The following is a 20,928-nucleotide window of genomic DNA, read 5'->3' as shown; positions in this document are numbered from 1 at the left end:
AGGAGGGGGGTGCCCTGCCGATTCAGCTGAGGGATCCGTACCTCGGGGCGGGAAGAGGCAGTCACGGCCCAGCCGCCAGCCCACGGCACCGCCCGCACCCCGCCTATCCCTCACCCCGCCAATCGCTCCCCTACCCCACCGTCCTCACCCCTTCGCCTTGCGCTTGTTGTAGACGTCGAACGCCACCGCCGCCAGCAGCACCAGCCCTTTGATGATCTGCTGCCAGTCGCTCTGCACCCCGATCATCGACATGCCGTTGTTCATCACCCCCATCACCAGGGCGCCCACGATCGCGCCCACCACCGTCCCGATCCCGCCGGAGGCGGAGGCGCCGCCGACGAAGGCGGCGGCGATCGCGTCCAGCTCGAAGTTCACGCCCGCCTTCGGTGTGGCGGCCGACAGCCTCGCCGCGAAGATCATCCCGGCCAGGGCCGCGAGGACGCCCATGTTCACGAACACCCAGAAGGTGTTCTGCTTCGTCTTCACGCCCGACAGCAGGGCCGCCTTCTCATTGCCTCCCACGGCGTAGATCTGCCGTCCGGCGACCGAGCGGTTCATCATGAACGAGTACACGACGATCAGGCCGATGAGGATCAACCCCACGATCGGGATGCCGTTGTAGGACGCCAGCACGTAGCTGAACAGCAGGATCACCGCACCCAGCGCCACCAGCCGTACCGTGAACAGCGACTTCGGCCCGGCCGGCAGGCCGTAGGAACGGCGGCTCCGCCTGGCGCGCAGTTCGGTCCACACGACGATCGCGGTCGCCGCGACGCCCAGGACGAGGGTGAGGGTGTGCAGCGGCCCGACTTTCAGCTGCACGGTGAAGTCGCTGATCCCGACGAACTGGACGCCCTTGAAGTTCCCCAGTTCGGGCAGGAAGCCCGCGGCGATGTCGCGGAAGGCGTCGGGGAAGGGGCCGATCGACTGTCCTTTGAGGAGCAGCTGCGCCAGCCCCCGAAACAGCAGCATCCCGGCGAGGGTGACGATGAAGGCGGGAATCTTGACGTAGGCGATCCAGTAGCCCTGCCAGGCCCCGATGAGCCCTCCGAGCACCAGCCCGGCGACCAGCACCAGCCGCCAGTCCCAGTGCCAGTTGACGACGAGGACCCCGGCGATCGCGCCGACCAGCGCCGCCACCGAGCCGACCGACAGGTCGATGTGCCCGTTGACGATCACCAGCATCATCCCGATCGCCAGCACCAGGATGTACCCGTTCTGCTGGATCATCTGGGTGATGTTCAGCGGTGTGAGCAGCTTTCCCGAGCTGAGCACGGCGAACAAAACCGTGATGAGCACCAGAGCGACGATCATGCCGTACTGCCGTACGTTGCTGCGCAGGGTCCGCCGCAGGGCTGCGCGCACGCCGGTGTCGGCGCCGGCCGCGACGGTGGAGGAGATCTTCTCCGGTGACCGGTCGTCGTCGCCCCGGGAAATCTTGTCGAGGAGGGTCACGGTCGCACCGGCCCTTCGCTCGCGTTGTTCGTCATCAGTCTCATGACAGCCTCCTGAGTGGCCTCGTGCCGTGGCAGTTCTCCGGTGACGCGGCCCTGGTTCATCGCGTAGACGCGGTCGCACAGACCGAGCAGTTCGGGCAGCTCCGAGGAGATGACCAGCACGCCCCTGCCCTCGGCGGCGAGCTGCCCGATGATCGTGTAGATCTCGTACTTGGCGCCGACGTCGATCCCGCGCGTCGGTTCGTCGAGGATCAGCAGCTCGGGACCGGCGAAGATCCACTTGCCGAGCACGACCTTCTGCTGGTTCCCGCCGGACAGGTTCTGGGTCTTCTGGAACACCGTCGGCGACTTCACCCGCAGCCGGTCGCGCAGTCGTGTCGCCTCGACGACCTCCTTGTCGAGGTCGATGACCGAGCGGCGGGACACCCTCGGCAGGTCGGCCAGCGTCACGTTGCGGCGGATGTCCTCGTCGAGGAGCAGGCCGTACTGCTTGCGGTCCTCGGTGACGTAGGCGATGCCGGCGTCGATGGCGTCGCGCACGGTGCGCAGGCGCAGCACACGCCCTTCCTTGACGACCGTCCCGGTGATGTTCGTGCCGTAGGAGCGGCCGAAGACGCTCATCGCCAGTTCGGTGCGGCCCGCGCCCATGAGCCCCGCGATCCCGACCACCTCACCGCGCCGGACGTGCAGGGACACGTCCTTGACCACGCGGCGCCCGGCGACGGTCGGGTGGTCGACATTCCAGTCGCGGATCTCGAAGAGGACCTCGCCGACGTCGGGTTCGCGCGGCGGGAAGCGGTGGTCGAGGTCGCGCCCGACCATCCCCTTGATGATCCGGTCCTCGTCGACGGCGTCGGCTGCCACGTCGAGCGTCTCGATGGTCCTGCCGTCGCGGAGGATGGTGATCGAGTCGGCGACCGCCATGACCTCGTTGAGCTTGTGGGAGATGAGGATCGAGGTGATGCCCTGCTCGCGCAGCACTCGCAGCAGGGCGAGCAGGCCCGCGCTGTCGGCCTCGTTGAGCGCGGCGGTCGGTTCGTCGAGGATGAGCAGCCTGACCTCCTTGGACAGCGCCTTGGCGATCTCGACGAGCTGCTGCTTGCCGACGCCGATGCCCGACACCGGCGCCTCGGGGTCTTCGATGAGGCCGACGGTCGCCATCAGCCGCATCGCCTGCCGGTTGGTCTCGCGCCAGTCGACGAAGCCCTTCGGGCCGCGTTCGTTGCCGAGGAAGATGTTCTCGGCGATCGACAGCTGCGGCACCAGCGCCAGCTCCTGGTGGATGATCGCGATGCCGGCGGCCTCACTGGCGCGGATGTCGCGGAAGGCGGCCTCGCGGCCGTCGACGACGATCGCGCCGCTGTAGGAGCCGTGCGGGTGGACGCCGCTGAGGACTTTCATGAGCGTCGACTTCCCGGCGCCGTTCTCACCGATCAGCGCGTGGATCTCGCCTCGGCGGACGCGCAGGTTCACGTCGTCGAGGGCGCGGACGCCGGGGAACTCCTTGACGATCCCGCGCATTTCGAGGATGTGCTCGGACATGCTTGCCACTCGCCTCTCCGCGATGCCCGCGGCGGCCCCGGACTCGCCGGGGACCGCCGCGGGGCGCCGCTCACCCGGTGAGCTGGGCCTCGGTGTAGAAGCCGCTGTCGACCAGGACCTCGCGGTAGTTGCCCTTGTCGACGGTCACCGGCTGGAGGAGGAAGGTCGGGACGACCTTCTTGCCGTTGTCGTAGGACGTGGTGTCGTTGGTCTCGGCGGGCCTGCCGTTGACGACCGCGTCGGTCATGGACACGGCGAGCTTGGCGAGCTCGCGGAGGTCCTTGAAGACGGTCTGGGTCTGCTCGCCGGCGATGATCGACTTGACCGAGGCGAGTTCGGCGTCCTGTCCGGTGACCACGGGCAGCTTCTTGGATCCGCTGCCGTAGCCGACGCTCTTGAGCGCGGAGATGATGCCGATGCTGATGCCGTCGTAGGGAGACAGCACGGCGTCGACGTTCTCGCCGGCGTAGTTGGCGCTGAGCAGGGTCTCCATGCGGGCCTGCGCGGTGGCGCCGTCCCAGCGCAGGGTGGTCACCTGGTCGATGGCGGTCTGCCCGCTGCCGACGACGAGCCTCTTGGCGTCGATGTGGGGCTGGAGGACCGACATCGCGCCGTCGAAGAAGAAGTAGGTGTTGTTGTCGTCGGAGGAGCCGGCGAACAGTTCGATGTTGAAGGGGCCCTCGCCGTCGGCGAGGCCGAGCTTCTCCTCGATGTAGCCGCCCTGGAGGACGCCGACCTTGAAGTTGTCGAAGGTGGCGTAATAGTCGACGTTGTCGGTCTCGCGGATGAGCCGGTCGTAGGCGATGACGGGGATCTCGGCGTCCTTGGCCTGCTGGAGGACGGCCGTGAGGGACTTGTTGTCGATGGCGGCGATGACCAGTGCCTGGACACCCTTGGTGATGAGGTTCTCGATCTGCGAGACCTGGGTCTCGATGACGTCCTCGGCGTACTGGAGGTCGGTCTTGTAGCCGAGGGCGGTGAACTCCTTGACGACGTTGTCGCCGTCGGCGACCCAGCGCTCGGAGGACTTGGTGGGCATGGAGATGCCGATGGTGCCCTTGGCTGGGGGGCCGTCGGCGGCCTGGCCGCCGCCTTCGTCCTCGACGGAACAGGCCGCGGTGGCCAGCAGCGCGCCGGCTCCCAGGACCCCGGCGAGCAGCTGTCGTCGGTCGATGGTGCTCATGGGCTACAACTCCCTTGTTGCCTTGGTGGTGTGCGCGGTGGGGGTCAGACTTGGACGTACTCGACGCCGGCGAGTTCGGCGAAGGTCCGCCAGTCCGCCGCGTGCAGGCCGAGGTTCATGACCTGGTGGTGAGGGCCGCCGGCGCGCAGCCAGCCGTCCATGCAGGCACGTACGCCGGAGGCGGGGCGGAACTGCCCGTATGGCATTTCGAGCGCGGGCAGGATCTGTCCGTCGAGGACTTCCCCTTCGGCGACGACGAGGCGGAACTTCTCGCCGCCGAGGGACACGAGGCAGGCGAGGGTCGCCGGGCCCGGCCGGTACCGGAAGAGGAAGGTGGGGGGTTCGCCGAGTCTGCCGATGCCGAGTTCGCGGCGGATGAGCCGGACGGGCTCGTCCTCGCGGGCGACCTTCCAGTTCCCCTCGCCCATGTGGCTCATGAGGATGGAGTCGGAGGGGAAGTCCATCGCGTACATCTCGGTGAAGTGGCCGTCGCCGATCAGCTGGTGGCCGGCGTAGACCATGGCGGCGGCCATGGCGTCGCCCTCGGCGCCGTAGCCGTAGCCCTTGGCCATGAGCGAGGAGGCCGCGGCGAGCGGGAGGCGGTTGAAGCGGCCGTCCTCGCCGATGGCGTCGAAGTGCGTCGAGTAGGCCCGGTAGCCGCGGTCGACGAGGATGCGCTCGATGGCGATCTGCATGCGGGCGTGGTCGCCGCGTTCCAGCGGGGTGAGAGCGGGGTCGATGTCGAAGTTCTCGTCCTCCCAGGCCATCAGCCCGGCCGCCTCGGCTTCGGTGACCTCTCCGGTCCCGCGGAACAGGTCGCCGGGGGCGACGAAGCTGATCTCGGGGCCGAGCGCGCGCAGGAAGGCGTTCTCGTCGACGCGGATGTCGCCCATGTCATTCATCGCGTATCCGAAGACGCCGACCTTCAGCGAGCGCCAGGCGGTGACCGCGCGGGCGGCGCGCGCCCAGCGCCCGACCCGTTCGGCGAAGGCGGCGGTCCGCCAGTCCTCGGTGATCACGTCGAAGGGCCGGCCGGCGCGGACCATGGCGTTGGCGGTGTCCTGGGCGCCGTGGATGCCCTGGTTGTAGGTCATGTCGGCCATGTCCCAAGCGGGGGTGACGCTCGGTTCGGGCTGGATGTTGGCCAGGCACACCGGCAGGCGGTTCTCGTTGAACAGGCGGGCCACGCGCATGGCCGGGCCGTAGGTGAGCATGACGACCAGGACACCGTCGAGGTCGGCGTTGACGAACTCGCGCATCACCGTCTCGGCGTCGCCGCGGTCCTTGACCGGCTTGCCGACGACCCATTCGGCGACGTCGCCGAGGTGCGCGGCGATGTCGTGGGCGTAGCCGTCCTGCCGTTCGGTGATGCCGGGGATCATGTGGTCGTACAGGTCCTGCATGATCCCGAGGATCCCGATCCTGGGCTTGGTGTCCGTCATGGCGTCGGTGGCTCCTTCATAGTGGGCGTTGGCGTGCTCAGCGCTGTCCGTAGACGTTCTGGTACCGGTCGAAGAGGCTGTCCACGTGCTCGCGGCCGATGGGCCGTGGCTCGCCGAGCTGGCGTGCGATGTGGACGGTGCGGGCGACGTCCTCGCACATCACCGCGGCCTTGACGGCGGCGCCTGCGGTCGCGCCGACGGTGAAGACGCCGTGGTTGGCCATCAGCACCGCCGGGGAGCGGTGGCCGCGGAGGGTCGCCACGATGCCCTTGCCGATGTCGTCGCCGCCGATGAGCGCGAACGGCCCGACCGGGATCTCGCCGCCGAACTCGTCGGCCATCGCGGTCAGTACGCACGGGATGGGTTCGCCGACCGCCGCCCACGCGGTCGCGTACGGCGAGTGGGTGTGCACGACGCCTCCGACCTCGGGCATGTGCCGGTAGACGTAGGCGTGGGCGGCGGTGTCGCTCGACGGCGAGTGCCGTCCCTCGACGACCTCTCCGTCGAGGTCGCACAGGACCATCGACTCGGCGGTGAGGTCGTCGTAGGAGACGCCGCTGGGCTTGATGACGAACAGGCCGGGGTCCGCGGCGCGGGCCGAGACGTTGCCGGCGGTCCACGCGACCAGTCCCCAGCGGATGAGTTCGCGGTGGAGCGCGGCGAGTTCGGCGCGCAGTGCGGTGGTGTCGTGGGCGCTCATGCGGTGCGGGCCTCGTTCCTGATGCGGCGCAGGCGGTGGAGGGTCTCGCCGGTGCGGCCGAAGTGGTCGTGGAGGAGCCGGTACTCGGCGTAGAGGGCGTCGTATGCGGCGGTGCGCGCCGGATCGGGAAGGTAGGCCCGGTGGTGGACGCTGCCCATCGCCGTCGAAGCGGCGTGGACGTCGGCGTGCACTCCGGCGGCGACGGCCGCGTGGATGGCCGCGCCGAGGGCGGGGCCCTGCGCCGAACCGATGACCGACAGGGGCAGGCCGGTCACGTCGGCGTACATCTGCATGAGGAAGCGGTTCTTGAGCAGTCCGCCGGCCGCGATGAGCTCGCCGATCTCGATGCCCGCGCCGGTGAAGGCCTCGACGATGGTGCGGGTCCCGAAGGCGGTGGCCTCGAGGAGGGCGCGGTAGACGTCCTCGGGACGGGTGGCGAGGGTGAGGCCGGCGATGACGCCGGAGAGTTCGTGGTCGACGAGGACCGAGCGGTTGCCGTTGTGCCAGTCGAGGGCGACCAGACCGTGCTCGCCGACCTTCTGCCGTTCGGCGAGCGCGGTGAGGTGTTCGTGCGGGTCGAGGCCGGCTTCCTCGGCGGCGGTGGCGTAGGAGGCGGGCAGCTGGTTGTCGACGAACCAGGCGAAGATGTCGCCGACGCCGCTTTGTCCGGCCTCGTAGCCGTAGGAGCCTTCGACGATGCCGCCGTCGACGACTCCGCACATCCCCGGTACTTCGGCGAGGTGTCCGCCGTTGACGACGTGGCAGGTGGAGGTGCCCATGATGGCGACCATGCGGCCGTGGCCGAGCGCCTTGGCCGCGGCGGCGGTGACGTGGGCGTCGAGATTGCCGACGGCCACGGCGATTCCGGGCGTCAGGCCGGTCCAGGCGGCGGCGCGCTCGGTGAGGCCGCCGGCGCGTCCGCCGAGCGGGGACAGGGGGTGGGCGATCTTGCCGGTCACGAAGTCGGTGAAGCCCGGGTCGAGGGCGGCGAGGAAGTCCTGCGACGGCCACTCGCCGTCCTGGTGGATGCCCTTGTACCCGGCGACGCAGGCGTTGCGGTTCTCGCGGCCGCACAGTTGCCACACGATCCAGTCGGCTGCCTCGATGAAGCGTTCGGCGGCGGCGTAGACCTCGGGGTCCTCGTCGAGGAGCTGAAGACCCTTGGCGAACTCCCATTCGGCGGAGATCTTGCCGCCGTAGCGGGCGATCCAGGTCTCGCCGCGTTCGTGGGCGAGGGCGTTGATCCGCTCGGCCTGCGGCTGGGCAGCGTGGTGTTTCCACAGCTTCGGCCAGGCGTGGGGGCGGTCGGCCCACCGCTCGGTGAGGCAGAGGGGGGTGCCGTCGGTGAGGGCCGGCAGGACGGTGCTGGCGGTGAAGTCGGTGGCGATGCCGACGATGTGCGCGGGATCGACGCCGGCGTCGGCGATCGCGGCGGGGACGGCGGTGCGCAAGACGTCGAGGTAGTCCTGCGGGTGCTGGAGGGCCCAGTCGGGAGGGAGCGCCTCACCGGTGCCGGGGAGGACGCGGTCGATGACTCCGTGGCGGTACTCGCCGACGGCCGTGCCGAGTTCGGTTCCGTCGGCGGCGTCGACGACGAGGGCGCGGCCGGAGAGGGTGCCGTAGTCGACGCCGATCACGTAGCGGCGGGCTGGTGCGCTCATGCGGTGTGCCGTCCTTGGTCGTTGGGCGGGCGGGCGGTGCTGGCGCGCACCACGAGGCCGGGGATGGTGATGACGCGGCGGGTGGAGCGGGCCGCGCCCTCGATCTGTTCGAGGAGCAGGTCCATTCCGGTGCGGCCGACCTCGGCGAAGTCTTGGCGGACGGTGGTCAGCGGCGGCGTGTAGTAGGCGGCCTCGGGGGCGTCGTCGAATCCGACGACGCTGACGTCGCCGGGCACGTCCAGGCCGGCCTGGTGGAGGGCCAGAAGAGCACCGAGGGCCATCTGGTCGTTGGCGACGAACAGGGCGGTGAGTCGGTCGCGGGCGAGGATCCGGCGGGTGGCCGCGTAGCCGGAGGCGGCGGTCCAGTCGCCGCGCTCGACCGACGGGGTGGGCCGGGCGATGTCGGTGAGGGCGTCGCGCCAGCCGCGTTCGCGTTCGGGCGCCTCGTACCAGTCGGCGGGCCCGGCGATGTGGACGACCGTGCGGTGGCCGAGCCCGAGGAGGTGCTCGGTGGCCAGGCGGGCGCCGAGGTACTGGTCGACGGCGGCGGTGGGCACCGCGCCGCTGCATCCTTCGACGGCGACGATCGGGATTCCGGCGGGGACGTGGGCGAGGGCGGCCATGGTCGCCGCGTGCGGGGTGATGGCGATGATGCCCACGACGGCTTGGGCGGCGAGGAAGTCGACGGCGTCGGTGAGGCTGCGGCGGTCGAGGCCCGGGAGGTTGGCGATCGACACGGCGTAGCCGGACTGGCGGGCGCTGCGTTCGACGGCGCTGAGGACCGAGACGGGTCCGTAATAGGTGGGGTCCATGCAGATGACGCCGAGGACACGGGAGCGGCCGGTGACCAGTGTCCTGGCGGCGCTGTTGGGGCGGTAGGCCAGGGCGGTCATGGCCTGCCGGACGCGGTGCCGGGTGGACTCGCGGACGGAGGGGTGGCCGTTGATGACGCGGGAGACGGTGGTGTGGGAGACGCCGGCGAGCCGGGCGACGTCGGCCATGACCGCCGCGCGGGTGCTGCCGTCGAGGTCGCTCGGCAACGTGCCGGGGTCGGCCATGTCGTCTCTCTCCGTCCGGAGCCGGAAAACGTGTTAGCGCGCACATTGTTAACGCGAACATGACCCGGATGTCAAGGAGATGACGGATCGAGAAGTCTTGGAGGCCGGCGAGAACAGGCGTGAAACAGGCCGAACCGGGGCGTCGCGACGCCCCGGTTCGGAGTCTGAGAACGTTGTTAGCGTTAACGTCCCGCTAGGGCCCCGGTGGCGATTCCGGCCAGCGCGGCGGTGCCCTCGTCGCCGTGGTCCCCGTCGGCGATCACCACGGCGTAGCGCAGGCTCAGCGACTCCCCCGGCGCGATGGGGAACTCAGTGTCGAAGAACGGCGCCGGGCAGACCGCCGCGAAGGGGTTGGCGCGGACGAACCAGCGCACCGGGGTCCCCGGGGAATCGTCGGCGAACAGCAGTGTGGACGCTCCGCCGGTCTCGTCGTGGCGGCCGGTATAGGCCATCCAGGGCGCGCGGACGCCCATGAGCTCGTCTCCGCCGGTGCGTCCCGGGACGCGGACGACACCGTCGGTGAAGGATCTCGGTCCGCGCCAGAAGAGACCGCCGTACCCGGCGTTGTCGCGTCCCTCGGTGGTGGGACTGCCGATGACGACGGGCTCTTCGGCGACGCTGGTGAACGTCGTCTCGAAGCGGAGCGCCCACGCCTCGGGCGCGGTCGTGACGATGAAGGAGCGCTCCTCGGTGAACCAGGTGGCGCCGGCCTGGGTCACCCAGTCGAGGCGGTGGCTCGCGCCGACCCGCCCGGGCTCGTGCGTGTGGCCGGTGAACCCGCGGTGGCGCATGGATCCGTCGTTGTCGTACTGGCGGTAGCCGATCCCCCGGCGGTAGGTCGTGCCGCCCCAGAAGTTCTCACTGCCCACATTGGGCAGTGAGAGCGCCAGTCCCTTGTGCCAGACGTGATCGTGCGGCCGGTAGAGGCTGACGATCCGGCCGCCGAGGGTTCGCAGCGGATGGAAGTACGGGCGCGGGGACTCCAGCTGGGCGTCGTCGGGCCGGTAGACGTAGCGCAGCAGTTCGCCGCCGTCGTGGGCGACGCGCAGGGAGGTGCCGTCGTCGGTGAGTCGCAGTTCGCTCATCGCGGTCCTCGTCTCGGGGGCCAGGGGGCGCCGGCTCCGTCCATGCGCCGGTAGAAAGGGGAGCGCGGGCCGATCTCGCCGCGCCGGACGGGCGCGCCGGTGAAGGCGGAGGCGTAGACGGCCGTGATGAGTTCGAGTGTGACGCGGGCGTCGGCGGCGGTGACCGGTGGCGGGCGCCCGTCGTCGAGGGCGTCGAGGATCGCGGTGAGCTGGGCTGCGTGGCCACTGGGCCGCCCGGCGGGCCCGGCGTCCCACGCGGCCTGGACGGCTTCGGCGTGGCCTTCGGCGGGGGTGAGAAGCCAGTCGTCGTCTCCGTAGCCGTAGAGGTGGGTCAGCTCGACGGTGGCGTTGGCGAAGTCGAAACGCAGGTGGCTCGTCTCGCGCGGGGACAGCAGGCTGTTGACGACGGTGACGACCGTGCCGTCGTCGAGGGTGACCAGCGCGGCGGAGAAGTCCTCGGTGTCGGTGGGCCGGGCCCGGCGGGCGGCGACGGCGGTGACCTCGCGCCAGGGTCCGAGGACCGACAGGGCCAGGTCCATCTGGTGGATGCCGTGGCCCATGGTCGGCCCGCCGCCCTCGGTGTCCCAGCGCCCCCGCCAGTCGAGGTCGAAATAGGAGTCCGGGCGGTGCCAGAGGGTCAGGCACAGCGCCGCCATGCTGGGCCCGAGCACACCCGAGGCGGCCATGCGGCGCAGCCGCTCGGCGCCGGAACCGAAGCGGTGCTGCGACACCGTGATCAACCGAGCGTCCGGGGTCTCGGCGGCGGCGACCGCGTCGAGCTCGGCGAGGCTGAGCGCCGGTGGCTTCTCGCACCACGTGTGCACACCCCGCCCGAGGCAGGCGAGCGCGATTCCGGCGTGCCGATGCGGTGGGGTGCAGACGATCACCAGGTCGGGTGGTGCCGTGTCGAGCATTGTCGAGAGGTCGGTGTAGGTGTTCGGCACCGACCACCGCTCGCGAAACTCGCCGAGCCGGGAGGCGTCGGGGTCGACCGCCGCGGTGACGCGCACTCGCGGGGCGAGCCGGCCGATGTCAGCGGCGTGGACACCGGCGATCCCGCCGGTGCCGACGAGGGCGACCTCCCGCGTCCTCATGTCCAGGTCACCGTCGAGGACAGGTGCCGGTCGTGTCCGACGACCCGCAGGTCGCCGTCGAGTCGCACGGCCACGGTGGAGGCGATGTCGGCGGCAGAGCGGCCGAGACGCAGTTCGAGCGAGCCCGGTTCGACGACTCGCCGCCCGTCGCGGCCGGTGAAGGACGACAGGTCGGCGTGGACTCCGAAGGTGACGGTTCGCCGCTCCCCCGGTACGAGTTCGGCCTTCGCGTGGCCGATGAGCCGCACGACGGGCCGCGTGACCTGCGCGACCGGGTCGTGCAGGTAGAGCTGGACCACCTCGGCGCCGGTGCGGTCGCCGGTGTTGGTGACGGTGACCGAGACTTCGACCGAGCCGTCGGTTCCGGTCTCGGCGGCGCTCGCACGCGCGTCCTCCCAGGTGAACGCGGTGTAGGAGAGGCCGTGTCCGAAGGGGAACAGCGGCGTGGGGTCGACGGCGCTGACGTCGGTGCGGCGGCCGAGCATCGGTGACAGGTAGGTCGACGGCTGGCCGCCGGGTCCTCTGGGGACGCTCACCGGGAGCCTGCCCGAAGGGTTGACGCGTCCCGAGAGGACGCCGGCGACGGCGTTGGCGCCCTCCTCGCCCGGGAAGAACGCCTGGACGACGGCCGCCACACGGGAGGCGTGCGCGCCGAGCGCGTATGGGCGGCCGGTGAGCAGGACCAGGACGACGGGTGTGCCGGTGGCCAGGAGCGCGTCGAGTAGTTCGAGCTGTGCACCGGGCAGGCGCAGATCGGCGCGGTCGCAGCCCTCACCGGAAGTGCCCCTGCCGAAGAGGCCGGAGCGGTCCCCGAGGACGGCGACGCAGACGTCGGCGGAGGCGGCGAGCGCGGTGGCCTCGGCGAAGCCGGCCGTGTCGTGGTCGTCGACGCCGGTTCCCTTCGCGTGGGCGATGTCGGCAGCCGGGAGCTCGCCGCGCAGAGCCGTGAGCACGTCGGGGATGTCGACGCCCAGGTCGACCGAGTAGGGCCGGCCGGTGTCGCCGCCGTCCTGCGCCGCGTGCTCCCGGCCGACGTGGCTGGGGAAGGCGTAGCAGCCCAGCATCGCGGCCGGATCGTCGGCGACCGGCCCGATCACGGCGATCCGCGCGGGCGCCGCCAAGGGCAGAATGCCGTCGTTGGCCAGCAGGATCACCGACTCCTCGGCGAGGTGCGCGGCGGTGTCGCGGGCCTCCGGCGGGTCGAGGTCGATGGCGCCGTCGGGAAGGTCGGTGGCATCGGGGTCGAGGAGGCCGAGTTCGATCTTCTGCCGCAGCACCCGCTCGACCGCGAGGTCGACGGCCGACTCGCCGATCAGGCCCTCCCGGACGGCGCTCGCCAAGGGCCCGCCGTAGCAGCGGACCGTCGGCAGCTCCACGTCGACGCCCGCGGCCAGCGCCAGCGCCGCGGCCTGCGACGGCGAGGCTGCGACGCCGTGGAGGAGTTCGAGGAAGGAGACGCCGAAGTAGTCGGAGACGACCGTTCCGGTGAAACCCCAGGCGTCGCGCAGCAGTTCGGTGAGCAGCGAGCGGTCGGCGGCCGTGGGAAGCCCGTCGATCTCGGTGTAGGCGTGCATGACCGAGTCGGCGCCGCCGTCGCGGATCGCCATCTCGAAAGGCGGCAGGACGACGTCGGCCAGTTCGCGGGGGCCGATGGAGACGGGGGCGAAGTTGCGGCCGGCGGCGGAGGCCGCGTATCCGGCGAAGTGCTTGAGGGTGGGGATGACACCGCCCTCCCGCAGCCCGCGTACGTAGGCGGTGCCGAGGGTGGCGACGAGGTAGGGATCCTCGCCGATGGTCTCCTCGGTGCGGCCCCAGCGCGGGTCGCGGGTGACGTCGAGGACGGGCGCGAGTCCCTGGTGGACCCCGACGCGTCTCATGCCCGCGGCGATCTGCCCGGCCATGGCGGCGACGAGGGCCGGGTTGAAGGTCGCCCCCCACGCCAGCGGCGTGGGATAGACGGTGGCGCCCCAGGTCATGAAGCCGGTGAGGCACTCCTCGTGGACGAGGGCGGGGACGCCGTGGCGGCCGGCGGCGCGGATGTCGGCCTGCATGCGGGCGAGCGCCTTGGCGCCTTCGGCGGGGTCGACCGGCGCGGTGCCGAACGGCCGGGTCAACTGGCCGAGACCAGCGGTGACGAGCTCGTCGAAGTCGAGGCTCTCGTCGGCGAACTCGTGCTGGTGCGGGGCGACGTCGGCCCCGCTGGGTTCGACGCCGATCCAGACCCCGTACAGCTGGGCGGTCTTCTCTTCGAGGGTCATGGCGGCCAGGAGGCTCGCGACGCGCTCGCCGACGGGTGCCGCCGGATCGAGCCAGGGCTGGTGGGTCTCCTCGCCAGTGTGCATCCGGCCCGCCTCTCCCCTACCGTTCGACAACTGAAAGTTTCAGGATCTTCCATTGCCGGACCTTGCCCGACGCAGGCACCATATCGGTTGCCGTGCAACGGAAACAAGGACTTGACCGGCCGAAAACACGGCGGTAGTGTGCCCGGCATCACTGGATGTACCGAGCAGAACAACCGAAACTTTCGGTGTCGCTCGGTTCCGCGGACCGTCCGTGTCGTGAAGGGACAGTCATGACCAACCCCATGTCGATGCCTCGCCGGAGATTCCTCACCCTCGCCGGCGGGGGCGCCGCCGTCGCCTTATTCGGCGCCGGATGCGGCGGTGAAGAGGCCGCCGACGACACTTTCGACGTCTGGGTCCTCCAGGACGAGAACGTCAACCCTGTCAGCCAGGCCTCCCTCGACCGCCACAACGCCTCGGCCGGCACGAAGGGCGTGCTCCGCCCGGAGGTCAACACCGGGTACCGCGACAAGGTTCACATCTCGGTCGGCACGAACCAGCGACCCGACGTGTTCTTCAACTGGGGCGGCGGGAGCATCCGCACCTACGCTCGCGAAGGGCTGCTGGAGGACCTGACACCCCACCTCGACGCCGACCCCGCCTTCAAGGGCGCCTTCCTGCCCTCGGTGCTCGACGCCGGCAAGATCGACGGGAAGTTCTACGGCATCCCGATGCGCACGATGCAGCCGGTGCACATGTTCTACAACACCAAGGTGTTCGGCGAGGTCGGCGTGGAGATCCCGCAGACCTGGACGCAGTTCCTCGACGTCTGCGAGCGTCTGAAGAGCGCCGGCGTCACACCCGTCGCCCTGGCCGGCGCGCAGTCGTGGACCGAGCTGATGTGGATCGAGTACCTCGTCGAGCGCATCGGCGGGGCCCAGGTCTTCGCCGACATCGCCGCAGGCACACCGGGCGCCTGGCAGAACCCGGCCGTCACACGAGCCGTCGACACGATCACCTCACTGGTCGACAGCGGTGTCTTCGGCACCAACTTCCCGGCCGTCGAGTGGGAGGGCGGCGCCGTGCAGCAGGTGTTCTCCTCCGGGCAGGCCGCGATGCACCTGATGGGTTCGTGGGAGTACACGACCCAGCTCGGCAGCGCTCCCGAGTTCGCCAGGAACGACCTCGCGTGGGGCCCGTTCCCGGTCATCGAGGACGGCGCCGGGGCGCCCGACGCGGTCGTCGGCAACCCCACCAACTACTTCTCGGTCACCAAGGACTCCGCGCACAAGGACGCCGCCATCGCCTACCTGAAGGCGGAGATGGCCTCCGAGGCCTATGTGGACGGCCTCATCTCCATCGGCGACGTCCCCGCGGTCACCGACATCACCGACCGCCTCGCCTCGGCGGAGAACCCCGACTTCGCCACCTTCGTCTACGACCTCGTGGCGAAGGCGCCGAGTTTCCAGCTGTCGTGGGACCAGGCCGTCGAGCGCGAGCTGGCCGGGCCGATGCTCGACGCGCTCTCGCAGGTCTTCCTCGGCGAGCTCGACGCCGCCGGGTTCGTCAAGGCCAACGAGGACGCGGCCGCATGAGCAGCATGACGGGCGGGGGCCTGTGCGGGGAGCCACCGGACATCGGTCCGGAAGGGCCTGCGGAGAAGGCGGGGCAGGGACACGTCAACGGTCTCCCCCGGCGTCTTCCGCACGCCTCGGTCCGTCCCACGCCCATCTCCGCGCCGCCGGGCCTTCACCCTTCGCCCGACGGGAACGGCCGGGCATGACCGCAGACCTTCCACCGGCGGCGGCCCGGCGTACCCGGCGGGCAACCGGCCGCGCCGCCGCCATCCCTCGCCCGAACCTCCTCTACATCCTCCCCGCGGCGGTCTTCTTCGGCTTCTTCGCGCTGCTGCCGCTGGTGCTCGTGGTCGCGCTGTCCTTCACGACGTGGACGGGCATCGGCGACCCCGAACCGGCCGGCACGGCCAACTGGGAGCGCCTCTTCGACGACGACAAGGTCTTCGCCGCCGGCCGCACGACCCTGCTGCTGACCGTCCTGAGCTGGACCACGCAGACGCCGCTCGCCCTGCTCATCGGCGTCTGGGCGGCCGGACGGCAGCGCAACCGCGCCGTGCTGTCGGCTATCTTCTTCCTGCCGCTGCTGCTGTCCAGCGCGGCGATCGCGCTGATGTTCCACCGCTTCCTCGACCCGAACTTCGGGCTGGCCGCCGACCTCGGGCCGGTGTTCGGCTTCGACGACGGCAACATCATCGGCACCCGCGGAGGCGCGCTGGCGGCGATCGTGTTCGTCGTCGGCTGGCAGTTCGTGCCGTTCCACACGCTCATCTACCAGGCCGCCGCCCGCAACATCCCCGCCGTGCTCTACGACGCGGCCACCATCGACGGCGCCGGCCGCGTGCAGGCGTTCTGGCGGATCACCCTGCCCCAGCTGCGCAACACGATCGTCACGTCCTCGACGCTGATCATCGTCGGCTCGCTCACCTTCTTCGAGACCATCCTGCTGCTCACCAACGGAGGGCCGGGCATCTCGACGCACGTGCTGCCCTTCCTGATGTACCGGGCCGGATTCGAGAACTACGAGTTCGGCTACGCCGCCACCATCGCGACCCTGCTCGTGGTGGCCGGCACGACCCTGTCGCTGCTCATCGTCCGCTTCTCCGGCTTCGCCAAGATGCGGTCCACCTTGGAGGGATTGTGACCGGTGCGGCCCGCTCGCGGCCCAACCTGCTCGCCGGCGCCCTGACGGCCGCCTGGCTCGTCGTCGTCGCGGTGCCCATCCTGGCCATGATCTCCTGGAGCCTGCAGAGTCAGCAGGATCTCCTCGACCACGGGCCGCTGGCCCCGCCCACCGACGTGACCTTCGAGAACTTCGCGGCCGTGTTCGACATGGGCTTCGCCGGCTACATGGGCAACACGCTCATGGTGACGGCCGCGGTGATCGTGCTGACCCTGCTGCTCTCCATCCCGGCGGCGTACGCCGTGGTCCGCTCGCGCAGCCTGCTGGCGAGCGCGTCGTTTCGGGTGTTCCTGCTGGGACTGGCGATCCCCGCGCAGGCGGTGATCATCCCGGTCTACCTGATCATCACCAAGATGGGCCTCAACGACACCCTCGCGGCCGTGGTGCTGCCGACGGTGGCGTTCAACCTGCCGCTGGTGGTGCTGATCCTGTCGGGTTCGCTGCGCGACATCTCCGGCGAGCTCTACGACGCGATGACCGTCGACGGCGCCGGGTCGCTGCGGATGATGCTGAGCCTGGTGCTCCCGCTGTCGCGCGGGAGCATCACGACGGTCAGCGTCTTCGTCGGCCTGGGGGCCTGGAACAGCTTCATCTTCCCGCTGATCTTCCTGCACAGCCCGGACAAGAAGGTGCTGACCCTCGGTCTGCAGTCGTTCCGGCAGGAGTTCGGCATCAACCTGCCGGGCATGATGATGGGCGTGCTGCTGTCGGCGCTGCCGATCTTCGTGCTGTACCTGTTCGCGCGGCGCTGGCTGGTCGCCGGGCTGGCGGGCGTCGGCGGCAAGTGACCTAGGCTGGGGCAGTCGAGCAACGGGAGGGACCGGGCAGGTGGGTGCGGACAGCGTGGGGCGGGTGACGATCAGCGAGATCGCCGCCGAGGCGGGCGTTTCGGTGCCGACGGTCTCGCGGGTGATCAACGGCCGCTCCGACGTGGCGCCCGGTACCCGCCGCCGGGTCGAGGACATTCTCGCGCTGCGCGGCTACCGGCGCCGCAACTCCCGTGACAAGGAGCGCGCGCGACTGATCGACCTCGTCTTCAACGACCTCGACTCCCCCTGGGCCGTGGAGATCATTCGCGGTGTCGAGGACGCCGCGCACGCCGCGGGCGTCGGCACGGTCGTCTCGGCGATCCACCGCGAGACGACCTCGGCGCGCCAGTGGCTGCAGAACCTGCGGGCCCGCGCCTCCGACGGGGTGATCCTCGTGACGTCCAAACTGGACTCCCCGCAGCGGGAGGAGCTGCGGCGTCTCGAAGTGCCGACCGTCGTCGTCGACCCGGTCGGCGGGTCGAGCGCGGACACCCCGACGATCGGCGCGACGAACTGGGCCGGTGGCCTCTCGGCCACCGAGCACCTGCTCTCCCTGGGGCACCGCCGGATCGCGGTGATCACCGGCCCGCGCGCGATGCTGTGCGCCCGGGCCCGGCTCGACGGCTACCGCGCCGGGCTGGAGGCCGCGGGAATCCCCGCCGACCCGGAACTGGTCTACGACGGCGACTTCTACCACCAGTCCGGCTTCGACGGCGCCGCCCGGCTGCTCGCGCTGCCCGACCCGCCGACGGCGATCTTCGCGTCGAGCGACCAGATGGCCTTCGGGGCCTACGAGGCGGTCCGCCGCGCGGGCCTGCGGGTCGCCGACGACGTCAGCCTCGTCGGCTTCGACGACCTGCCCGAGACGCGCTGGGCCTCCCCGCCGCTGACGACCGTGCGGCAGCCGCTGAGCGAGATGGGTGTGCTGGCCGCCCGCACGGTCCTGCGACTGGCGGCCGGTGAGCGGCTGGAGAGCCCCCGGATGGAACTGGCGACCGAGCTCGTGGTCCGCGAGAGCTGCGCGCCGCCTATAGCCAGCCGCGCCGCTTGAAGATCAGGTAAAGGCCGGCGCAGGTCGCGATCATGAGGGCCAGCGCGAAGGGGTAGCCCACCAGCCAGTGCGTCTCGGGCATGACGTCGAAGTTCATGCCGTAGACGGTCCCGATCAGGGTCGGGGCGAACAGGATCGCCGCCCAGGCCGAGACCTTCTTGATCTCCTCGTTCTGGGCGTAGCTGGCCTCGGTGAGCGCCTTCATCTCGGTGTTCTGCTGCTGGGCGACGAGGGTCGCGTTCAGCGAGAGGATGTCGGCGAGAACATGCCGGAAGGAGTTGACGCGCTCGACGACGGTGGTCGCGTGGTCGGCGACGTCGCGCAGGTGCCGTTGGAGCTCGCCGTCGACCTGGTCGCGGTTGAATCCGGCCGCCAGCGCATTAAGGATGGAGATCAGCGGCCGGGTGGCGCGCTGGAACTCGATGACCTCGCGGGAGAGCTCGTAGATGCGCCGCGAGACCGCCGGGTCGCCTTGGAAGACCTCGGTCTCGATCTCGTCGATGTCGTTCTGGAGGCCGGCGACGACCGGCGCGTAACCGTCGACGACGGCGTCGAGGATCCCGTAGAGGACCGCCTCGGTGCCCAGCCGCAGCAGCTCCGGTTCGTCCTCCATGCGTTTGCGGACCACGGCCAGGTCCGGGGACTCGCTGTGCCGGACGGTGAGCACGAAGTTGCGGCCGACGAAGACGTGCAGCTCGCCGAAGTCGACCTCCTCCGTCTCGTCGATGTAGCGTGCGGCGCGCAGGACCATGAAGAGCGTGTCGCCGTAGCGTTCCAGCTTCGGCCGCTGGTGGGCGACGATGGCGTCCTCGACGGCGAGTTCGTGCAGGCCGAACTGCTCGGCGGCGGCGAGGACCTGGGCCTCGTCGGGCCGGTAGAGGCCGATCCAGGCCATCGAGTCGTCCTCGGGGAGGCTTCGCAGCGCCTCGGCGAGGGTCGCCGGGGTGTCGGTGCGGCGACCGTCGCGGTACACGGCGGCCTGCACGACGCTCTCCTCGACCGACGCCGGCTCGTGGCCGCGCGGGTCCATGGTGTGCTCGGGCGCCCGCTCGTGGTCGGCGGACGCTCCGGTGCCCCGTTTGGGAAGGAGGGCGCGCAACCGCCGGTTGACCATGGCGCTTCCTGACGCTCGATGGGAAATTCGCCCTCAGGCTAGCCCACGCCGGTGGTGGCCCGGTGGGCTTGACGCGAAGGTGTGTGCGGCTTCGCGTGCTGTACCTATTGGTATGTACAGTCGGGGCGTGGACACCCGGGAACGGCTCATCGACAGCACCCGCGAACTTCTGTGGGAACGCGGCTACGTCGGCACCAGCCCCAAGGCCATCCAGAGACTGTCGGGCGCCGGCCAAGGCAGCATGTACCACCACTTCGGCGGCAAGGCCGAACTCGCCCTCGCCGCGATCGAGCGCAGCGCCGGGGAGCACCGGGAGAGGGCCGATGCCGTCTTCACCGGCCCAGGGACCGCCCTCGAACGGGTCACCGCATACCTGCGCCGGGAGCGCGAGGCCCTGCGCGGCTGCCCGGTCGGGCGCCTCACGCACGATCCCGACGTCATGGCCGACCCCGCGCTCCGCGCCCCGGTCGAGGAGACCTTCGCGCTGCTCACCGGGCGTCTCACCGCCCTGCTGGCCGAAGCCGGCGAGAAGGGCGAGATCGACGCGCGCCTCGACCCGGCCGACACCGCTGCCGCGCTCGTCGCGGTGTTGCAGGGCGGCTACGTACTGGCCCGCGCGACAGGTTCCGCCGAGACCTACGACCGGGCCGTCGACGGCGTCCTGGGACTCATCGCCGTCCACTCCCCCACCGCACCCTAGGAGGAATCACCGCCATGCCCTTCGTCCGCATCGACACCCTCCGCGCCGGTCCCGAACGTCTCGGCGCACTCGGCCGGGCCGTGCACGAGGCCCTCGGCGAGACCATGGGCTTCCCGCCGGACGACCTCTTCCAGGTCCTGACAGACCACGACGGCACCGGCGGCACCCTGCGCTACGGCGGCTACCTGGGCGTCCGGCGCGACGACGGGATCGTCTACGTGGCGATCACGATGCGCTCGGGAAGGCCGGCGGTACAGAAGAGGGAGCTGTACCGGCGCATCGCCGAACTGGCCGGCGAGTACGCGGGCACCGAGGCGCGCAACGTGTTCGTGACCGTCACCGAGAACGAGCCGGCGGACTGGTCGTTCGGGCACGGGCTCGCCCACTACGCCTCGGACTGATCTCGCAATCCGGAAGCCGAGCGTCCGGAATCCCGTTTAACGTCTGCGGCATGACCGAGAACGAGATGATCATCCACCCGCCCGTCGCCGGCAGCGAACTCGACACCCTCGTCGGCTGCCTCGAGCGCAACCGCCTGACCTTCGCCTGGAAGTGCGGCGGACTCGACGCGGCCGGCCTGAACACCCGGGTGGCCAGTTCGACGATTACCCTCGGCGGGCTGCTCAAGCACATGGCCCTCGTGGAGGACGACATGTTCTCCCAGCGGCTGACCGGGGCCGGCCCGGCCGAGCCGTGGGCCGGCGTCGACTTCGACGCCGACCCCGACTGGGAGTGGCGGACCGCCGCCGACGACAGCCCCGAGGAGCTCATGGCGCTGTGGGAGAGGTCCGTCGACCTCTCGCGCGCCAACGTCCGGGCCGCCGGCGACCCCGAGCACGTCGCGGCCTACGTGTCGGGGGCCGGCGAGTCGCCCTACCTGCGCCTCCTGCTCGTCGACATGATCGAGGAGTACGCGCGGCACACCGGCCACGCCGACCTGATCCGCGAGTCGGTCGACGGCCTGGTCGGCGAGGGCCGTCCGCAGTGACCGTC

The 20,928-nt window shown here is 70.6% G+C and carries 18 protein-coding genes; 7 read left to right on the top strand and 11 right to left on the bottom strand.

Translation table 11 applies throughout. The features are described from left to right. Positions 1 to 144: 144 nt before the first annotated feature. From mmsB to AB0I28_RS01405, 10 genes are all read right to left on the bottom strand, one after another. Positions 145 to 1,455 carry a multiple monosaccharide ABC transporter permease gene (gene mmsB / locus AB0I28_RS01450; RefSeq protein WP_357488702.1) on the bottom strand — a complete coding sequence of 437 codons (1,311 nt, stop codon included), beginning with the start codon at positions 1,453 to 1,455 and terminating at the stop codon, positions 145 to 147. Further along, positions 1,452 to 2,999: a multiple monosaccharide ABC transporter ATP-binding protein gene (gene mmsA, locus AB0I28_RS01445; RefSeq protein ID WP_357488701.1), complete on the bottom strand. Its 1,548-nt coding sequence runs from the start codon at positions 2,997 to 2,999 to the stop codon at positions 1,452 to 1,454. Before mmsA ends, mmsB begins: the two co-directional genes overlap by 4 nt. A gap of 70 nt (positions 3,000 to 3,069) precedes the next feature. Continuing rightward, positions 3,070 to 4,182, bottom strand: a complete 1,113-nt coding sequence (gene chvE / locus AB0I28_RS01440) for a multiple monosaccharide ABC transporter substrate-binding protein (protein WP_357488700.1) — start codon at positions 4,180 to 4,182, stop codon at positions 3,070 to 3,072. Positions 4,183 to 4,226: 44 nt separating this feature from the next. Beyond that, a complete protein-coding gene (locus tag AB0I28_RS01435) occupies positions 4,227 to 5,624 on the bottom strand; it encodes an L-fucose/L-arabinose isomerase family protein (RefSeq protein WP_357488699.1) in 1,398 nt (465 codons plus the stop codon). A 37-nt stretch (positions 5,625 to 5,661) separates the two neighbouring features. Next, on the bottom strand, positions 5,662 to 6,324 hold the full coding sequence (locus AB0I28_RS01430; RefSeq protein WP_357488698.1) for an L-ribulose-5-phosphate 4-epimerase: 663 nt from the start codon (positions 6,322 to 6,324) through the stop codon (positions 5,662 to 5,664). Continuing rightward, positions 6,321 to 7,985, bottom strand: coding sequence for a ribulokinase (gene araB, locus AB0I28_RS01425; protein WP_357488697.1), 1,665 nt, complete (start codon positions 7,983 to 7,985; stop codon positions 6,321 to 6,323). Before araB ends, AB0I28_RS01430 begins: the two co-directional genes overlap by 4 nt. Continuing rightward, positions 7,982 to 9,043: a LacI family DNA-binding transcriptional regulator gene (locus tag AB0I28_RS01420; protein WP_357488696.1), complete on the bottom strand. Its 1,062-nt coding sequence runs from the start codon at positions 9,041 to 9,043 to the stop codon at positions 7,982 to 7,984. Before AB0I28_RS01420 ends, araB begins: the two co-directional genes overlap by 4 nt. A 182-nt stretch (positions 9,044 to 9,225) precedes the next feature. Then, on the bottom strand, positions 9,226 to 10,128 hold the full coding sequence (locus AB0I28_RS01415; RefSeq protein WP_357488695.1) for a PmoA family protein: 903 nt from the start codon (positions 10,126 to 10,128) through the stop codon (positions 9,226 to 9,228). Next, positions 10,125 to 11,222: a Gfo/Idh/MocA family oxidoreductase gene (locus AB0I28_RS01410; protein ID WP_357488694.1), complete on the bottom strand. Its 1,098-nt coding sequence runs from the start codon at positions 11,220 to 11,222 to the stop codon at positions 10,125 to 10,127. Before AB0I28_RS01410 ends, AB0I28_RS01415 begins: the two co-directional genes overlap by 4 nt. Then, positions 11,219 to 13,564, bottom strand: coding sequence for a glycoside hydrolase family 3 N-terminal domain-containing protein (locus tag AB0I28_RS01405; RefSeq protein WP_357488693.1), 2,346 nt, complete (start codon positions 13,562 to 13,564; stop codon positions 11,219 to 11,221). The genes AB0I28_RS01410 and AB0I28_RS01405 overlap by 4 nt, the downstream gene beginning before the upstream one ends. Before the next feature lie 230 nt (positions 13,565 to 13,794). Here AB0I28_RS01405 and AB0I28_RS01400 point away from each other — a divergent pair, with 230 nt between their 5' ends. The 4 genes from AB0I28_RS01400 (at position 13,795) to AB0I28_RS01385 (ending at position 18,121) form a co-directional block, all read left to right on the top strand. After that, the gene (locus AB0I28_RS01400; RefSeq protein WP_357488692.1) at positions 13,795 to 15,099 is read left to right on the top strand and encodes an extracellular solute-binding protein; all 1,305 of its coding nucleotides are present in this window, start codon (positions 13,795 to 13,797) and stop codon (positions 15,097 to 15,099) included. Positions 15,100 to 15,283: 184 nt separating this feature from the next. Then, the gene (locus tag AB0I28_RS01395) at positions 15,284 to 16,222 is read left to right on the top strand and encodes a sugar ABC transporter permease (protein ID WP_357488691.1); all 939 of its coding nucleotides are present in this window, start codon (positions 15,284 to 15,286) and stop codon (positions 16,220 to 16,222) included. Then, positions 16,219 to 17,049, top strand: a complete 831-nt coding sequence (locus AB0I28_RS01390; RefSeq protein WP_357488690.1) for a carbohydrate ABC transporter permease — start codon at positions 16,219 to 16,221, stop codon at positions 17,047 to 17,049. Before AB0I28_RS01395 ends, AB0I28_RS01390 begins: the two co-directional genes overlap by 4 nt. A 55-nt stretch (positions 17,050 to 17,104) precedes the next feature. Then, the gene (locus AB0I28_RS01385; protein ID WP_357489271.1) at positions 17,105 to 18,121 is read left to right on the top strand and encodes a LacI family DNA-binding transcriptional regulator; all 1,017 of its coding nucleotides are present in this window, start codon (positions 17,105 to 17,107) and stop codon (positions 18,119 to 18,121) included. On the opposite strand, the gene AB0I28_RS01380 is transcribed toward AB0I28_RS01385, so the two are convergent. Further along, positions 18,099 to 19,235 (bottom strand): magnesium and cobalt transport protein CorA, encoded by a 1,137-nt coding sequence (locus tag AB0I28_RS01380; RefSeq protein WP_357488689.1) that lies wholly within the window; start codon positions 19,233 to 19,235, stop codon positions 18,099 to 18,101. The two genes, AB0I28_RS01385 and AB0I28_RS01380, sit on opposite strands and share 23 nt — an antisense overlap. 127 nt (positions 19,236 to 19,362) lie before the next feature. On the opposite strand from AB0I28_RS01380, the gene AB0I28_RS01375 reads away from it, so the two are divergent. Genes AB0I28_RS01375 through AB0I28_RS01365 form a run of 3 tightly spaced genes read left to right on the top strand, consistent with a single transcriptional unit; the run spans position 19,363 to position 20,923 of the window. After that, a complete protein-coding gene (locus tag AB0I28_RS01375; RefSeq protein WP_357488688.1) occupies positions 19,363 to 19,935 on the top strand; it encodes a TetR/AcrR family transcriptional regulator in 573 nt (190 codons plus the stop codon). 14 nt (positions 19,936 to 19,949) lie between these two features. Continuing rightward, positions 19,950 to 20,336 (top strand): tautomerase family protein, encoded by a 387-nt coding sequence (locus AB0I28_RS01370; protein WP_357488687.1) that lies wholly within the window; start codon positions 19,950 to 19,952, stop codon positions 20,334 to 20,336. A 50-nt stretch (positions 20,337 to 20,386) separates the two neighbouring features. Continuing rightward, entirely contained in the window at positions 20,387 to 20,923 is a 537-nt protein-coding gene (locus tag AB0I28_RS01365; protein ID WP_357488686.1) for a DUF664 domain-containing protein, read from the top strand. The last annotated feature ends 5 nt before the right edge of the window (positions 20,924 to 20,928 follow it).

Origin of the sequence: Phytomonospora sp. NPDC050363, assembly GCF_040655735.1 — a bacterium.
Classification (GTDB): domain Bacteria; phylum Actinomycetota; class Actinomycetes; order Mycobacteriales; family Micromonosporaceae; genus Phytomonospora.
This window is presented reverse-complemented; position numbering and strand designations above follow the sequence as displayed.

Bases quoted from the DNA above. Each gene is read 5' to 3' on its own strand.
- AB0I28_RS01420 (WP_357488696.1), bottom strand. From the start codon at position 9,043: ATGGCCGACCCCGGCACGTTGCCGAGCGACCTCGACGGCAGCACCCGC.
- AB0I28_RS01415 (WP_357488695.1), bottom strand. From the start codon at position 10,128: ATGAGCGAACTGCGACTCACCGACGACGGCACCTCCCTGCGCGTCGCC.
- AB0I28_RS01435 (WP_357488699.1), bottom strand. From the start codon at position 5,624: ATGACGGACACCAAGCCCAGGATCGGGATCCTCGGGATCATGCAGGAC.
- AB0I28_RS01370 (WP_357488687.1), top strand. From the start codon at position 19,950: ATGCCCTTCGTCCGCATCGACACCCTCCGCGCCGGTCCCGAACGTCTC.
- AB0I28_RS01380 (WP_357488689.1), bottom strand. From the start codon at position 19,235: ATGGTCAACCGGCGGTTGCGCGCCCTCCTTCCCAAACGGGGCACCGGA.
- chvE (WP_357488700.1), bottom strand. From the start codon at position 4,182: ATGAGCACCATCGACCGACGACAGCTGCTCGCCGGGGTCCTGGGAGCC.
- AB0I28_RS01405 (WP_357488693.1), bottom strand. From the start codon at position 13,564: ATGCACACTGGCGAGGAGACCCACCAGCCCTGGCTCGATCCGGCGGCA.
- AB0I28_RS01365 (WP_357488686.1), top strand. From the start codon at position 20,387: ATGACCGAGAACGAGATGATCATCCACCCGCCCGTCGCCGGCAGCGAA.
- mmsA (WP_357488701.1), bottom strand. From the start codon at position 2,999: ATGTCCGAGCACATCCTCGAAATGCGCGGGATCGTCAAGGAGTTCCCC.
- AB0I28_RS01430 (WP_357488698.1), bottom strand. From the start codon at position 6,324: ATGAGCGCCCACGACACCACCGCACTGCGCGCCGAACTCGCCGCGCTC.
- AB0I28_RS01395 (WP_357488691.1), top strand. From the start codon at position 15,284: ATGACCGCAGACCTTCCACCGGCGGCGGCCCGGCGTACCCGGCGGGCA.
- AB0I28_RS01410 (WP_357488694.1), bottom strand. From the start codon at position 11,222: ATGAGGACGCGGGAGGTCGCCCTCGTCGGCACCGGCGGGATCGCCGGT.
- AB0I28_RS01400 (WP_357488692.1), top strand. From the start codon at position 13,795: ATGACCAACCCCATGTCGATGCCTCGCCGGAGATTCCTCACCCTCGCC.
- araB (WP_357488697.1), bottom strand. From the start codon at position 7,985: ATGAGCGCACCAGCCCGCCGCTACGTGATCGGCGTCGACTACGGCACC.